The sequence below is a fragment of the Sphingomonas sp. ID1715 genome (assembly GCF_013044515.1).
GTDB lineage: Bacteria > Pseudomonadota > Alphaproteobacteria > Sphingomonadales > Sphingomonadaceae > Sphingomonas_B.
Genome location: NZ_JABEPR010000002.1, coordinates 188,571 through 203,841 on the forward strand (window position 1 = coordinate 188,571; position 15,271 = coordinate 203,841).

Genomic DNA, 15,271 nt, shown 5'->3' on the forward strand with positions numbered 1-15,271 from the left:
TCGGGCTAGTCCTCTGCCTGAAGTGTGTGAGAATCCTGCTCTCGCAGCCAATTATGGGCGTTGGTGGCGGCGACCGCACCATGCCCCATTGCGACGCTTATCTGGTCAAGCCCTTCCGTCACGTCACCAGCAGCAAAAAACCCTGCGACTCCGCTGTCGTTCACGGAACCGGCCGGGATGCAGCCATCGGGCTCGAGGGTGATGCCGGCGCGTGAGGCGAGCTCGGCACGCGGCCGAACACCAAGCGCGGGATAGATGACATCGAACCGTAACGGCTCATCGCGATCTTCAAGGTGGACGGCCATGTGATCGACATGAGGCTCAAGTAAGGTCAGCGCGCCTGTCTCGACCGCGATCCCGGCTCCGCGCAACTCCCGGGACTGTTCAGGAGACAACTCCGGATAGCCGAGCGGCATCAATGTTATGTTGGCCGAATACTGCCGAAGGAACAACGCCTCGGCCGCTCCATTGCTGTCGCAGCCGATGACACCGATTCGTGCATCGGAATGCTCAAAGCCGTCGCATATGGGGCAGTACCGCAAAACCCCTGCTTCGATCGCCTGTTCATGTAGATCGGGGGGCAGGTCGACCTGATTGAGCAATATTCCGCTGGCGAGGATGACGCTGCGGCTGTTCCATGCGCGCCCGTCCTCGCCAACCAGCCGAAAGCCACCCTCGGACTGCTCAAGATCGGTAATCTTCGCCTCGAGAATCTTCGCGCCGAACTCGACGGCATGACGCGTCATTCTCTCGATTAGCTCAGTCCCGCGAATGCCATCCGGAAAACCCGGCGCATTATGCGTGGTCGGTATCCGCAAGGCGCGACTGTTGCCATCGTGGATGACAAGCACCTTGCGCCGGAAGCGAGCGAGGTAGAGCGCAGCCGTGAGTCCAGCAGGGCCAGCCCCGACAACGATGACTTCGTAGTTCTTGGCCTTATTACTCATCGCTCGGCTCTTTCCTATTCGCACTATTGAGGGGGTTGTTGGCATTGCTCGATGTCCCGAGTCTCCGCGACCGGATCCGCCTGAGCCCTTCTCGCCAGTGACGTCGCAAGCCACGTTCGCCGATAGGGTCCAAAAAACTATCCGCGCTCTCAGGATCGAGCAGTTCGTTGTCAGCGATGAACTGGTCCAATGGCCCCGGCTTGGTAAGATCGAGCAGGTCCAAGGTCTTGCCTTGTCCACGTATCGCTTCAATCGCGTCTACCAGTGATCCACGTTGCTGAAACTCATGCGCGAAAGCTTTAGGCTCAACCGCGAGGTGCTCAGCGATCAACCGCGTGCGCAAGCGTGCAATCTCGGGAACCGTTTCTCGGTTGGCCGGCAAGGCCGCATCGATCACCACGTCGCATTCGCTGTCCAGCCCGAGCGAGCGATTGTTAAGGTTCGACGAGCCCACTCGTATCAGGCGGTCGTCGACGATCGAGACTTTGGCATGGACGTAGATGTCGGTGCCTCCGCGCGTCATCGGCACATAGATGCGGAACCGGTTTTGCCGATCAGCCTGGGCGATCTCGCAAGCAAGGCGCACTCGCGCGCCGTCCATCGCTTTCTGCTCGAGCCAACCGTCAGCCTGGCGCGGCATGACCATGACAAACTCTGGCGGCTCTTCTTCCTGCAACCTTTTGGCGATGGCTGCAGCCAGTTTGGCGGACGTGAAATACTGGTTCTCGAAATAGATGAAGCGTTTCGCGGCCGCGATCATGTCGAGATAGAGCGCTTCGATCTCGCGGATTTCGCTGGCGCCTTGATATTCGGCGCGCGTTCGACTGATGGCGACATCGACGTTCACGAACTGCACGGGAAGCTCGTCAGGCCACAGCGAGTCAGCTGGGGAGTGCGGGGGCGAGAGGTCCATCCCTGTTGCCCGATGCCAGCGGTCGCAGCCGAGAGACCCGAGAGCCGAAGCAATCGGGCCTTCCAGCATCATCGTCGCATCGTGCCACGGCGCATAAGCCTTGCCGTTTGGCAGCCGCCGGCGTTCGTCCCGATCGGCGTGCTCGCAAGTGTCCCAACGCGCGGTCGAAATATCGATTCCGCCGCACACAGCCAGACTGTCGTCAATCACCACTATCTTTTGATGGTGACTGCATCCTGGCGGGTGAGCGCTGTCGAACCGAAAATCGATCGCCTTCGTTCGCTCCCATTTCCATAGCATCAGCGCGGCGGTCGGCCGGAAGAGCTGCTTTTTTGCGCCGAAGCTCCATTTAAGAATCGCTATTCGGCGATCTGGCTTTTTCCGGGCCAAGGTGAGGAAGAATTGCCCAAGCGTGCTTTTCGACGAGCCCCGGCTTGGTTCCAGTTGAATGCGAGTGTCGAAATCCCAGCCGATCACCAGAATGAGGTCGCGCGCCGCTGCCATGACCTTTTGTACGAGATGATAATAATCGGCTGCGTCCACAATGACCGAAGCTCGGCGACAAGCTTCGATGCGCCAGCAGTTACGTCCCATCGCAACGATTGGCTCCAGGCTCGTAAGGCCCGCGCGCCGATCATGTCGCTCCTCATCGTTCATCATGAGCTCTTAGCTCACCTCGCGCGTCGCACAAGAATATTTTGATCGGATAGGGGCTGCATTGGACCTGGTTGTACGCGCAAGCTAACCAGCTTCTGCGAGAGGCTACCGGAGCAAAGTGATGGCGCGTCCAGGAAAAGGCGGTTCCTAAAGCAGTCCAGCCGCACGCTCATCAGAGGTCGCCTCCGCATCGCCATTTAGACGGAGGGAGCCGGAACTGCCTCAACCCGAAAGGAGAGTGACCGGTTCGGAACTTGGGCCGTTCAGTCCGAGAAACCTCCGGCATGTTCGGCCCGCGCTCCCGGCAATAATCAGTGTGGCTTCCGGAATTGGTTCAAGCGGCAGCAGGGGCAGCTCAGGAGAGATATGCAAGCTGACCTCACTCCGCGATTGTCAGGCTATGCACCTGCTGAGTTGCCTCACTGACGATCTGGCCCTCAACGTACGGGGGGGCAAGGTGTTCACAGGAAATTGGCAAGACGGGAGGTTTGCGAGGGGGCGGGAGAACCAGCAGCGACAGTCGGAGCTTAGCTCTGCCTTCGCCGACATCACCGCGCTGCCTGTCAAAGCCCTTCCGTGGGCATCAGGTGGTTATCGACCGAACCAACCGCTCGCTGGGCGCACTGCTTTCCTTGGTTAAGCTGCTGCTCGGCGACCGCTTCCATACGACGAGCAGCGGTGACGTTCGGGGCTTCTCGCTCCTGTTCGAGATGAACAAGCTGTTCGAGGAGTTCGTCGGACGGAGCCTTGCCCGCGCCCTGTCTGGAACCGGCTTTGAGGTCCGCCTGCAGGGTCCACGGGGCTATGCGCGGCTGACCTCGAGACGGGGCAAAGCCGCTTTGCCGCCAAGCCGGACATCACGATAGCCAGCCGAGGCGCGCCACTGCTGGTGATCGACACCAAATGGAAGCGCCTCAAGGGCGCGATCGATGATCCAAAGTACGGCGTCGGCCAAGCCGACGTCTACCAGATGATGGCCTACGCTCACGTCTACCAGGGCGAACGCCTGCTGCTCCTCTACCCCCACCACGCGGGGCTCGGATCGGAAGCGGCCGGGTTGACCTGCGTGCATCAGATCAACGGGACCGCAGACAGCCGGATCGCGGTTGGGACGGTTTCGCTCTCGAAGCCCCAGGCGGCGATCGGCCAGCTGAGGAAGCGTCTGTCGCTCGGCCATCTGTGCCTTCGACCCATAGAGTCGTCGCCTGCATAGGGGTCAACATAGCAGCTTCGGGTGATTCACTCGCGGGTACCGAACACGGCAAGTCACCGCCCCTGATCGCATGGTCATGCGAACGCGCCCGCGCGCTGCCAATATGTCATGATGACCTTCTCGCCCTCTACGACCGGCAATCCCGCGTGCAGGCTCGCGGGATCACGTCGGCCAGCAAGGTCGACGTTGCGAAAGATCACCGCTGATCCGGGCCGCGGGCACAGCGCGACGCCACAAGACGGGAAGGCTGTAGCGCCGCCCGATGCCGGGCTCTGCAGATAGATCAGCACGGTATTCACACGCTGGCCGCCGTGCGCAATATGAACCGCACCGCCGGCACCATCTGGAAAGGAATCAAAGTGCGGTCGGTATTCTTCGTCCTTCCGATAACGAAGTATCTGCAGACCCTCGCCGTTGACGACTGGCCAGTCAGTCAGCGCTGCAAGACGTCGCTCCAGCCGGGAGATCAAGCCGGTCTCGGAGCGGTCCAGCATCACGCCTGAGCTCGTCCGCTCCGGATGGGGCAAATTGTCACCGCTGACCTCATCCACTACCGTGGATGGCTGCAGCCCCCGTTCCTGCGCGTACTTCAGCAATTCAGCTCGTTCTTCCTCAGACAACACGTTTTCACAGAGCGCGATGGCGGGGTTTTGGAGTCGAAAGGTCACTCTGATCTCGCGATCCTCGCACCGGATCATTCCGGTGTCAGGCACAACCGGCAGTGCCACGACGGGTGCCGTCAGGTCGGGGAACACCTGCGCGATGCCAGTGGAAAGGGCTGCCCGTGCATCCGCCTCGTTCCATCCGGCGGCAATCATCCGGACTTGCATGTCCGCCGGATCGCAGCCTGCGGAGAGGTTCCTGGCGATCCATTCCTGCCAGCTCGGTTCAGCGAATTGCATTCTGTCCCTGTCGATCGAACAGGTTCCTGCGCGCCGGACAGTAGCCCCGCGCACAGGAACCGCCGGTCAGAACCCGAAATGGAGCGAGGCGCTGACCGAGAACGGATTGCCTCCCGCGTTGCCCACGCTCTTGTGTGCCGAGAGAGAGAGCACGCCACTGCGCCCGATCCGCTGGTCGATGTCCGCGCCCAGCCGGGCATGGTCGCGGTCTACCGCATAGACGCCGCCCGCACCCCCCATGCCAGTGCCGATGATCTGGAAGGCCGGACCACCGTCAAACCGGTCGAAGCGGTGGATATACTCCCCGCGCAGGCGCAGCGTGGTTGGCTCGGCCAGGGCGAAGCGACCGGTCAGGCCCAGGCGCCCTTCTGAAGCTTTGTCACTGGAGCGACCGACAGTGACCGGGAAGCCGCCGCCAGTCTCGGTATAGCCATCGACCGTCACCCGGCTCCAAGTGTAACTGATCGTCGGGGTCAGTCCGAAGCGGCCGCTTCCCACGATGTCAAACCAGTCAAGCCGAGCGCGCAGGGCAAGCCCACGGGCGTCAGTCGATCCGGTGCTGGTGTCGGTGTTCGTACCGTTGAGATAGTTGCGACGCAGGTTGACGTTCCAGTCACCATAGATCGCTGTCGCACTCATCACAGCGCCGCTCTGGCCGAGCCGCAGGTCGGCCTCGGCCACGCCATGCCAGCCTTCGAGCTTTTGCCTGCCGCCCAGCGGCAGATCGGAATTCGACCGGTCATAGCCGATGCCAGCCCCTAGCCGGAGCGGGCCGGCGTCAACGCAGGCGCCTGCTTCGGCCAACGTGGAATCCCCATCATTGCGGCCATCCCGGCGATAATCGAGCACGGTCCACGCACAGCCGCGGCCCGGTTGCACATAATCGGTGAGGATCCGGTGATGTGCCCCCCACATCATCAGCCCAAGCCCACCCTGCAACGCTAGATTGGGCGCTGCCTGCATCACGGTTGCTCCAAAGTCGTCGAGACCGATGACGCCGGTTCCTGGTGTTGGAGCGGGTGTCGGTGCCGGAGTTGGAGTGGGTGTCGGCGTTGGTGTCGGAGCCGGTGTCGGCGTGGGCGTTGGCGTTGGCGTTGGCGTTGGCGTCGGAGCGGGTGATCCGGCTGCGGCCCTCGCAAGATAGGGCTGGCTGGTGCCGTTGATGTTCCCGTGCCCGATCACCATCGTGCCGTCAGCGCTCACATCGGCCGCACTGTTATAGATATTCGCGCCGTTGTTCACGCCCGCAACGGCGAGCCAGTCGGCGATCGACTGGGTGCCAGCGGCCGTCCAGCGAACTGCCGAGTCGGTGAAACCCGCAGACGAGGTGCCGACGATGACCGCGCCGTCGGCGCTTACAGCGTTTGCGACTGATCGCGTTTGTCCCGGCAGGGACGCAAGCGCGACCATCCCACCCGCCTGTGTCCATCGGAATGCGACCATACCGGTAGGAGCGGTTGAGCTCCCGACGATGACCGAGCCATCTGCGGAAATGTCGTTTCCGGAGGAACTGAACGACTCACCGTAGCGGCCGATCGCTCCCAGCGACACCATTTGGCCTGCCTGGGTCCAGCGGAAGGCCGAAAATTGGCCATCAAAGCCGCCTCCCGAAGCCTCTCCGGTGACGACGGATCCATCGGCTGAGGCCGCGCGGGCCAGCGAATAGGCGAATCCGTTCGACGTGATCGGCCTGGCGCGACCGCCGTCTATCCAGATGACCGCGCGAGTGCTTGCGCTGGCGCTGGACTCCGGCGAGCTGAAGCCCACGGCCACGCGCCCATCCGCCGAAACGCCGAGCGCCTGGACATTTACCGCGCCGTCAAATCCCGCCAGCCTGACCGATGTTCCCGTGCCATCGACATTGCGGAACAGGAAGGCCGCAGTGATCTGGGAGGTGGCAGCATAGGATCCGACGGCTACGGTCCCGTCATTGGAAAGACCGCTTATCGTCATCTGATTGGTTGAAAAACTGTCGGGCAGAGGAAACCTTGTAACGCCCTGAGCCCGTTATGATGAACCCGTCAGAGGTCCCAATGGCGCGTCCGTCTCCGGAAATGCTGTTGTAACGGACATTGCCGCTCCCCGGACCACCCGGAAGCAGATCATCGCCGGTGATCGAGGGAACTGCCGTAGCAATGGGGGCCGGCGTCGGGGCGCTGATAGCCACCGGCCCTGGTGTGGGTGTCGGAGTCGGCGTGGGCGTGGGCGTGGGCGCGGGCGTCGGAGTCGGAGTAGGCGTCGGCGCCGGAGTAGGTGTCGGAGTCGGAGTCGGAGTCGGTGCCGGAGTCGGCGTGGGTGCCGGAGTCGGCGTGGGTGTCGGAGTAGGCGTCGGTGACGGGGCCGCTCCGGCAACGCGGGCAATATAGCCCTGCTTGTGCCCGTTAATGATGCCAGAGCCCACGATCACGTTGCCGTCGTCGCTGACGCCCAGGGCCTTCTGGTACTGGTTCGTGCCATTGGCCACGCCATTGGCGGCCAGCCATGCCGCAACCGTTTGCGCGTTTGCGCCATTCCAGCGCACGGCGTGGGATTCGTTGATCACCAGCGTGCCGATAGGCTGTCCGGGAACAAGGGCTTCACCGACAATCACGCTGCCATCTGCATTCACCCCGTAGGCAGAGGATGCGACCTGGTTGGTCAGCTTTGGCAAGGCGACCATGCCGCCCGCCTGGGTCCACTTGATGGCGATCTGGTTATCGTTCTTGAACAGGTCGTTGCCCATCACGCCGCCCTGCTGCGAATAGCCGACGATTGTTCCGCCATCGACCGAAATGTCGTTCGCCCAACTGCTCGCGCCGGCGGCGGAATGGCTGGCAAGAACGCCCAGTTCGACAAAGCCGGTGGCGCGGGTCCACCGCAGCGCCTGGACGTTTGGCCCAACGATGGTCCCATTTGCGTCCCGCTGCTGGCCGCGCCCGCCGATAGCGGCGATGACCGAGCCATCCCGTGAGATGCCGGTAATTTCGGCGTTGAAGGTCACGCCATTCTGCACTGGACTGGTCGTGCCGACCTGAAGCAGCTGCTCTGGAGCGGCGGGGCCCGTCCACAGGATCGGGATGTTGAAGCCCGATATACTGCCAGACCGCCGATCACGTTGCCGTCACCGCTGACGGCGACTGCCTTGTAATTTCCAGCGCCGGTAGGTTGTGCCAGGATTGTGGGCGTGCCGTTCAGCCATTTTACCCCCACCATGCCGCTGAAATCCGTGCGTGCGGTCGGCTTGGCCTCGCCGACGATCACCGAGGCATCATCGGATATGCCATAGCCGACGTAGTGAAGGTAACCGGTTGGCGCTGCGAGTTTCGTCGCGCCGGTCGGGGTGAATACCCAGGCTTCGAGAACAGACTTGTTCCCGACCACCTTATTGTGAAAGCCGATGACCGACGTACCGTCGCCGGAGATGTCCACGAATTCGACGGAAGTGCCGTCGGAGTTCGACCCGTTCTCGGCTCCGTCCGGACTTCCGGGTATCTCTTCGGAACCTGTGACCTGACCGAACGCAGGTGCAGGAAATCCCGCCAGCAAGGCAGCAGACCCCAACGTGCCGACGATCGCGGTCGTGGTGTTCAACAATGCGTTGCTCGCAAATTTTCCGGTCATTTCTGGCAGTGCCCCCATCAAGCGCCCGCGCGCGTAATACCGCGAGCAACTGGCGCCTAACCGGTCTTTGGGAGATCATGCACCCCCTGTTCAGGGGGGCTATCACGGCGGAAGCAAGTCATTGAACATGCTTGACGCCTGCATTCTAGGAGGCAGTCATTCTCATTCTTTTCCCCCGTAGGACAGGCCAAGCTGCGCAGCATGCCATGACGCTTCGGCCCGGCTGGAAATTCCTAGTTTGCGGTAGATCACCTTGATATAGCCTGAGACCGTGTTCTCGCTGAGCATAAGCTGCGCGGCGACCTCCGCATTGCGCATGCCCCGTCCGATCAGGGTCAGCACTTCCAGTTCACGCGCTGTCAAGTCGCCGGTTCCGCCCGCCGCTGGCCCGGTCCGCCGGAAATGCTCCATGATCCGCCGCGCGATCGAGGGTGATAGCGCCGGAACCCCCTCGTTGATCTGCTGCAATTGGCGGATGATTCCTTCGCGCATCTGCTCCTTCAGCAGATAGCCGGATGCGCCCGCCGACAGCGCGCCGACGATCGAGCTGTCATCAGCGATAGCAGTGGTGACGACACAGATGGTGTTGGGAAAGGCCGTGCGCAGGCGGCGCAGCACGTCAAAACCGGAACCGTCGGGCAGGCGCAAGTCGATAAGGGCCAGGTCAAAGGACTGCCGACCGATTGCGGCCAGCGCGTCGTTCACGCTGGATGCGCCCGTCACCCCGCAGCCCGGGAACGCCTCGGCCGCGATCTCGCCGAGCCAGTGCAGCGTTTCCGATACGTCTTCCAGGATCAGCACAGATTTCATGCCGCCACGCTTTCCAGCGGAAAGCGCACTTCGATCACCGTTCCGCGCATCCCCATGGCTGCTCCGTGCGAAACGGTCAGCGTGCCGTGAAGCGCGGTCGCGCGCGAACGCATGTTGCGCAGGCCGTTGCCCGCCTGAGCAGTGTCAGGATCGAAGCCCTTTCCGTCATCCGCAATCGTCAGAACGAGGCCACCCAGCGTGTCACATAGGCGTATGCCGACCGTCGAAGCTTCGGCGTGGCGTAGCGCGTTGCCCACGGCTTCGCGCAGGATCGAGCGCATGGCGGCTACCGATTGGGGCGGCAATTCCGCCGCAGTGTCCATCTGCCAGACCAGCCCGATGCCTGCGGATGACAGCAGGTCGGCAATCTCTACGCGGAGGTCGGCCATCAGTTCGGCCAGGGTCAGCCGCTCGCCGGCGCTGTTGTTGATGATTTCCCGCAGGTCCGCTAGCGTGTCGCGGATCAGTTCATCCTTCCGCACCGGATCGCGGCTGTGCAGCGCGCCGAGCAGTTGCACGCCGATATTGTCGTGCATGTCGCTGGTGATGCGCTGGCGCTCTTCGGCAACACCCTGTTCGTGAGCAAGGCGGCTTGCGATTGCGTGATCCAACATAGCGCAAAGTTCACCCGCCCTTGTCTGCTCTCGTGACGAGAAAAGACGCCGACCGTGCATGGCGTGTTCAAGCCGCAGAGGCGGCAACACTCCGGTGGCGGGGATGGCAAGGGCTGCGCCATCGTCAAGGACGGTAGGCTGAGCGATGCTATCACCCGGCACGATATTCAGCGGCTGGAACACTCGCGTGAGCAAGTCACGCCAGCGGGCCATGCGCTCCGTCTCGCCGTCTGCGAGGGCGACGGCAAGCATGTCCTGGAACCTCGCTTTGACCTCTCCGCCGCGCTGGAACAGCTTACGCGCAATCATATCGCGCAGGGGCAGGTAAAGGAATGCAACCAGCACTAGCGCCAGCCCGAAAGCCGGCGCGCGGTCCAGCGCGACCCACGATATGAGCAGCACGTCCACCGCGATCAGCAGTGCAGCGCCCGTCATGTAGAACAGGATGCGGAACGCCCATCGGTCGAGGTCGAACAGGCGGTAACGGGCAACGCCGACAGCTATTCCGCCATGGATCAGGAGAAAAAAGGTAAAGGCATAACCCTGCGGCAAACTCGGCGTCAGACCGACCAGGCTGGGCGCGATCACCGTGAAGACGAAAGCGCCGGAGCCAATTGCAACCGACAGACCGAACCACCGCACAACCGCACGGTTGCGGGGATCACGGCGCGAGCGCCAGTACTGCAGCGCGGCTGCCAGCAGGATGCCGATCATCTCGAGCATCGTCGGCAACTGTGAACCAACAAGAGGCCCATCGAACAGCTGCATGCTGTCCGCCAGCCACCATGTCCCAAACAACACGAACGGCGCGCAGAGCCATCGTGTCGGAACAAGACTCCTCGGATAGCGCAGCAGCAGCGCGATCATCGCCGCGCCAAAAAGCAGGGCGCCGCCGTGATTCATAACCGAAAGGGCGCGGAAAAGGCCACCATCGATGGCGAGTTCACGAGTGCTGTAAAGCGCGGCAGGAAATGTGAAAACCAGAATTCCAAGACTGGCCAGGGCGAACAGCCGCGCGGGCAAATCGTCTCGCCGCAAGGCCCAGACCCAGCCGCCGATCAAAAAACTCGACAGGCCGACAAGCATCTGCACCCAAAATGCGGCGGGAAGATCACCGATCGGCCGCATTCTGGCGGGCGAAACCATCATCTGTCGCAGCGTATCGCCGTCCAGTGCCTCGATCGAGATACTCTGGGCGCGCAACATACCGGCCAGCGCCGACTGGCGGGCAAAGAAGCGTCGCATGTCCGCATAGGTTGCCAGCGTGTCCGGCTCTTCAATCAGGTCACCGGCCTCGATTGCAACTCTTTGACCATCATTCCCGCGAATGGCCGTTACCTGCTTCGCGGTTAGATCCATGCCGGGCGCAGACACCACGTGGATGGCCCTAGATTCATGAACGGCAAACGTCAGGCCCAGCCATGGACGGCTTATCGCCAACTGCGTGAAGGCAGCCGCGGCCATTAGGCCAGCCAGAACCATCACTATCATCACAGGTACCGGCGAAAGCCGCGCTCTCATAAAAGTTGTCCGCCCTGGTATTGTTGCCTTGGTTTCCAGAATTACGCGAGCGGCGGAGATTCGCGCCACCCCCGGAACGGGTCATTCGCTCAACCTTCCCGGACTGAGGCGACGGTTCGATCTACTGGTGCAACGTGCGCGCTTCTTCCTGGCTGGGCACACATCTTCATCAGAGTATGTCGACGAGTTGGGTCGGGGTGAACTCCGACACGATCCTGCCAGCGCCAACTCCACTCAGGTGTTAAAGAAGAGGTGCCCGACATGCTGCAGGCCTGACCGGCCCCGTCCCCGGTACACTTAGGATCTATGCAATTCGGCGCGGATCTGCTCTTACAATTCCATGCAGGGTCCAGACGCCTCGCGCCGGTAATCGCCGACTACTACCCGACATTCAAGTTACATCGTTAGGAGACGAGTGGGGAGACAGTGGTGGTTCTGTCGAGCGAAAACGACAATCTGGAAAAGTGTGGGCGTAAATGTGGGCGTAATCTTCGCTGGCGCAATAATTCTGAGTTAATTCAATAGCATAGAATGGCCGTTCTAATCCCTCCGTCTCCGCCAGCTGCCGTTAATAACAAGCGGTTTTCTTCTCCAAAACAAATCCCTGCCCACGCTCATGCCCACTTTGCGCATGGCTTTCAGCGGCCTTTGACGCACGTCCGCGCACACGCCTCGCCTCAACCTGTCTGTTGGCGGCGCATGGTAACGTACGTAGCTTCTTTGGCTTCGTTCATGTTTGTGCTGGTATAGCATAGCTTTCCACACCAGGATTGAAGCCATGCGTCAGCCCGCTCGGGTGCTGTATGCGCCACCGGAGAAATTGAATCTCGTCTCGGGAGGGCTCGGCTGCTGAGTACGAGCAAGCAGGCACAGCGCGGGCACTGCAAACCTGGCCACGGTGACGGGCCCTCCCCCAGCTTCGACTATCGTCGCGACAGCTCATTGCCTTTAGCGACAACCGACAAGAACCTGACTGACGAGCCTGAGTGAATGTTCGATGCCTATGTGTGGACCGGCCGCAGTTTCGATCGCGTCCCCGCTTTCCGCAAAGCTCGCCAGGCACCCATTCCTGAAATGTGACACTTCGGCGGAAGTGTCACGAGTCCAGATGACCGAGTTGTGGCCGCTCGGGCCACCAGAGCCAAGTTCCAAGTTGCTCCGAAGCAAACACTCGTCGGTCGCTGCAGGGAAAGCTCGGGTCAGTTCGATCAGGCATGGAGTGATCAGCGCCTCTGGCCGAGGCACCTGTGGTCCGCTCCGGCCCGGCGATCAAGCGGCATCGGTTACGTCCGCTCACCGTCGGCCAACGAAGCTATTATCGGGCAATCCGGTCGGCTATCTCCGTGACATCGCGCCGCGAGATCCAGCAAGGTCGCTTGCATACGCTCCAGCACCTGCGCTTTTCTACCAAGATCTTCGGCGCGCGCGATCGCCAGCGCCTTCACGTCGGCACTTGACCGATCGCGATCCAACCAGAGGCCCAGAAGCTCACGGATTTCCTCGATTGGGAAGCCAAGATCCCGAGCATGAGCGATGAACCGCAGGCGATGCACATCCTCGTCGGAATAGTCCCGATAGCCGCTGTCTCGCCGTGGAGGCGCCGGAATGAGCCCGATCTTTTCGTAGTGGCGAACCATTCGCTGGGACACCCCGGTGGCGTCGGAAGCCTGTCCGATGTTCACAGTCGAGCTCCGTTCAGCCGCAGCGCGTTCGTGACGACGGCAAATGAAGACAGCGCCATTGCCGCCCCGGCGAGCATGGGCGACAACAATATGCCCGCGACGGGATAGAGTATGCCGGCGGCAACCGGCACGCCGATCCCGTTGAACAGGAAAGAGAAGAGCAGGTTCTGCCGGATGTTTCGCATCGTTGCCCTGGCGAGCCGCCGCGCCCGAACCATTGCCGACAGGTCACCCTTGGTGAGAGTCATGCCCGCGCTCTCGATCGCCACGTCCGTACCGGTTCCCATCGCGACGCCTACATCGGCGGCAGCTAGCGCAGGCGCATCGTTGATACCGTCCCCCGCCATGGCGACGACGGCTCCCTGCGCCTTCAGCTCCACGACGATACGCGCCTTGTCCTCCGGCTTCAGATCAGCATGCACTTCGTCGATACCGCCGATCATCCTGGCCACGGCATCCGCGGTACCGTGGCCATCTCCGGTCAACATCACAACTCGCAGATCCTCGGTGTGAAGATCCGCGATGGCCGTGCGAGCAGAATCCTTAAGCGGATCAGCGACGGCCAGCAGGCCTGCCAGACGACCGTCAAGAGAGACGAGCATCACGCCCGCGCCTTCCAACCTCCTTGCCTCAGCGTTCGCGCGTGCTGGCTCCGGGTCGGCTCCTTCGGCGCGCATCATCGTGCCGTTTCCGATCGCGACCCTGCGCCCGGCGACGCGGGCAGAAACACCGGCTCCGGTCACCGACGCGAAATCCTCGGCTGAGGGCACTTCAAGGCCGCGCTCCTCCGCTGCCACGACAATCGCGTGCGCGAGCGGGTGTTCGGAACGTGCTTCGACAGCCGCAGCGAGCGAGAGCAACTCGTCCTCTCGCACCTCGCCCAGCGTCTCGACGGCGACCAGCTTCGGCCTGCCCTCCGTCAGTGTCCCTGTCTTGTCGATGACCAGAGTGTCGACCCGGTCCAGCGCCTGCAGCGCCTCGGCATTCTTGACGAGAACGCCGGCATGAGCACCGCGGCCGGTGCCGACCATGATCGACATCGGCGTGGCCAGACCCAGCGCACAGGGGCAGGCTATGATCAGTACGGCAATGGCATTCAACAGCGCGTGGCCAAAGCGAGGCTCCGGCCCAACAAGGTTCCAGACGACGAAAGTGGCAACCGCGATCGCCACGACCAGCGGCACGAACCATCCGGAGATACGGTCGGCCACTGCCTGGATCGGGGCACGGCTGCGCTGCGCCTCGGCGACCATCTTCACAATGCGCGCCAGGACGGTGTCGGCTCCGACTGCCCGAGCCTGGATGACGAGGGCGCCGGTCGTGTTGACAGTTCCGCCGGTAACGGTCGCACCGACCTCCTTCAGGACAGGAGCAGGCTCCCCCGTCAGCATTGACTCATCGACCGAGGAGCGGCCCTCGACGACTTCACTGTCCACCGGGATCGCCTCGCCTGGTCTGACGCGGAGCCAGTCGCCTACGAAGACATCGGCAAGAGATATCTCCGCTTCGCTGCCGTCCGGAGAAATCCTTCTCGCAGTCTTCGGCGCGAGGTCCATGAGAGCGCGGATCGCCCGTCCAGTCGCGGCCCGAGCACGCAGCTCCAGAACCTGTCCCAGCAGCACGAGGGTCACAACGACCCCTGCTGCCTCGTAATAAACCGGTACCATGCCGCGCATGCGGAAGGTGGGCGGAAACAGTCCGGGTGAGACCGTGGCGACCAGGCTGTAGAGAAAGGCGGCGCCGACGCCGATGGCGATCAGCGTGAACATGTTCAGGTGCCGCGTCCGAAGCGAAGCCCATCCCCGCTCGAAGAACGGCCAGCCCGCCCACAGCACAATCGGAGCCGTCAGTGCGAGCTGAACCCATGGGTTCCAGGCAGGTGGCACGAAATGGATCCCGAGCATTTCGGCGACCATCGAGACCATCACCAGCGGCACAGTCAGGACGCCAGCGACCCATGTGCGTCTGGTGAAGTCTACGAGTTCGGGATTGGGGCCATCATCGAGCGACGGCTCCTCCGGCTCCAGCGCCATTCCGCAGATGGGACAGGTGCCAGGTCCTTCCCGCCTGATCTCCGGGTGCATGGGGCAGGTCCACATTGCACCGGGCGTCGCTTTGGGTTCGGGACGAGGCCTGTCGCCGAGGTAGGCAGAGGGATCCGTTACAAACTTCGTCCGGCAACCGGCACTGCAAAAATGATACTCATGACCCTCATGCTGCGCATGGTGAGGTGTTGCGGCCGGATCGACGGACATGCCGCAGACGGGGTCCTTGACAGTGGACGCTGTCGGCGTTGACCCGGAACTGCAGCAGTTCCTCCCCAGGCCGTGTGCTCCATGTCCTGCGTGGCGATCGTGTTTCATCATCCGAATCCTCCAACGCAGACCCCTCTAGGACTTGACATCATGTCAG

At 62.3% G+C, this 15,271-nt stretch carries 12 protein-coding genes; 2 read left to right on the plus strand and 10 right to left on the minus strand.

What is annotated here, in order from left to right; translation table 11 throughout:
* Positions 1–5: 5 nt before the first annotated feature.
* Both HJG53_RS05800 and HJG53_RS05805 read right to left on the minus strand, forming a co-directional pair.
* Positions 6–947 (minus strand): NAD(P)/FAD-dependent oxidoreductase, encoded by a 942-nt coding sequence (locus HJG53_RS05800; protein ID WP_171128515.1) that lies wholly within the window; start codon positions 945–947, stop codon positions 6–8.
* Entirely contained in the window at positions 940–2,517 is a 1,578-nt protein-coding gene (locus HJG53_RS05805; protein ID WP_171128517.1) for a phospholipase D-like domain-containing protein, read from the minus strand. Before HJG53_RS05805 ends, HJG53_RS05800 begins: the two co-directional genes overlap by 8 nt.
* Before the next feature lie 632 nt (positions 2,518–3,149).
* Between HJG53_RS05805 and HJG53_RS05810 the strand changes: the two genes are divergently transcribed.
* Together HJG53_RS05810 and HJG53_RS05815 are read left to right on the plus strand one after the other, a co-directional pair.
* Positions 3,150–3,383, plus strand: coding sequence for an McrC family protein (locus HJG53_RS05810; RefSeq protein WP_254447571.1), 234 nt, complete (start codon positions 3,150–3,152; stop codon positions 3,381–3,383).
* 20 nt (positions 3,384–3,403) lie between these two features.
* Entirely contained in the window at positions 3,404–3,730 is a 327-nt protein-coding gene (locus HJG53_RS05815) for a hypothetical protein (RefSeq protein WP_254447615.1), read from the plus strand.
* A 74-nt stretch (positions 3,731–3,804) separates the two neighbouring features.
* Here the strand turns inward: HJG53_RS05815 and HJG53_RS05820 are convergent, their stop codons facing one another.
* The 8 genes from HJG53_RS05820 to HJG53_RS05855 form a co-directional block, all read right to left on the minus strand.
* Entirely contained in the window at positions 3,805–4,632 is an 828-nt protein-coding gene (locus HJG53_RS05820) for a 2OG-Fe(II) oxygenase (protein WP_171128521.1), read from the minus strand.
* Between the two features lie 66 nt (positions 4,633–4,698).
* Entirely contained in the window at positions 4,699–6,585 is a 1,887-nt protein-coding gene (locus tag HJG53_RS05825; protein ID WP_171128523.1) for an autotransporter domain-containing protein, read from the minus strand.
* The gene (locus HJG53_RS18340; protein WP_217352666.1) at positions 6,560–7,612 is read right to left on the minus strand and encodes a hypothetical protein; all 1,053 of its coding nucleotides are present in this window, start codon (positions 7,610–7,612) and stop codon (positions 6,560–6,562) included. The genes HJG53_RS05825 and HJG53_RS18340 overlap by 26 nt, the downstream gene beginning before the upstream one ends.
* Positions 7,609–8,250 carry a hypothetical protein gene (locus HJG53_RS05835; protein WP_171128525.1) on the minus strand — a complete coding sequence of 214 codons (642 nt, stop codon included), beginning with the start codon at positions 8,248–8,250 and terminating at the stop codon, positions 7,609–7,611. Before HJG53_RS05835 ends, HJG53_RS18340 begins: the two co-directional genes overlap by 4 nt.
* A gap of 144 nt (positions 8,251–8,394) precedes the next feature.
* Complete coding sequence (locus HJG53_RS05840; RefSeq protein WP_171128527.1) at positions 8,395–9,042, minus strand: response regulator; 648 nt, start codon at positions 9,040–9,042, stop codon at positions 8,395–8,397.
* Positions 9,039–11,147: an ATP-binding protein gene (locus HJG53_RS05845; protein ID WP_254447616.1), complete on the minus strand. Its 2,109-nt coding sequence runs from the start codon at positions 11,145–11,147 to the stop codon at positions 9,039–9,041. Before HJG53_RS05845 ends, HJG53_RS05840 begins: the two co-directional genes overlap by 4 nt.
* A 1,313-nt stretch (positions 11,148–12,460) precedes the next feature.
* A complete protein-coding gene (gene cueR, locus HJG53_RS05850) occupies positions 12,461–12,859 on the minus strand; it encodes a Cu(I)-responsive transcriptional regulator (RefSeq protein WP_171128532.1) in 399 nt (132 codons plus the stop codon).
* Complete coding sequence (locus HJG53_RS05855) at positions 12,856–15,222, minus strand: heavy metal translocating P-type ATPase (protein ID WP_171129643.1); 2,367 nt, start codon at positions 15,220–15,222, stop codon at positions 12,856–12,858. The genes cueR and HJG53_RS05855 overlap by 4 nt, the downstream gene beginning before the upstream one ends.
* Positions 15,223–15,271: the final 49 nt, after the last annotated feature.

What these genes read in the sequence shown, in the direction of transcription:
- HJG53_RS05825 (WP_171128523.1), bottom strand. Translation starts at nt 6,585, where the DNA reads ATGACGATAAGCGGTCTTTCCAATGACGGGACCGTAGCCGTCGGATCC.
- HJG53_RS05845 (WP_254447616.1), bottom strand. Translation starts at nt 11,147, where the DNA reads ATGATAGTGATGGTTCTGGCTGGCCTAATGGCCGCGGCTGCCTTCACG.
- HJG53_RS05805 (WP_171128517.1), bottom strand. Translation starts at nt 2,517, where the DNA reads ATGAACGATGAGGAGCGACATGATCGGCGCGCGGGCCTTACGAGCCTG.
- HJG53_RS05835 (WP_171128525.1), bottom strand. Translation starts at nt 8,250, where the DNA reads ATGGGGGCACTGCCAGAAATGACCGGAAAATTTGCGAGCAACGCATTG.
- HJG53_RS05800 (WP_171128515.1), bottom strand. Translation starts at nt 947, where the DNA reads ATGAGTAATAAGGCCAAGAACTACGAAGTCATCGTTGTCGGGGCTGGC.
- HJG53_RS05855 (WP_171129643.1), bottom strand. Translation starts at nt 15,222, where the DNA reads ATGAAACACGATCGCCACGCAGGACATGGAGCACACGGCCTGGGGAGG.
- HJG53_RS05840 (WP_171128527.1), bottom strand. Translation starts at nt 9,042, where the DNA reads ATGAAATCTGTGCTGATCCTGGAAGACGTATCGGAAACGCTGCACTGG.
- HJG53_RS05820 (WP_171128521.1), bottom strand. Translation starts at nt 4,632, where the DNA reads ATGCAATTCGCTGAACCGAGCTGGCAGGAATGGATCGCCAGGAACCTC.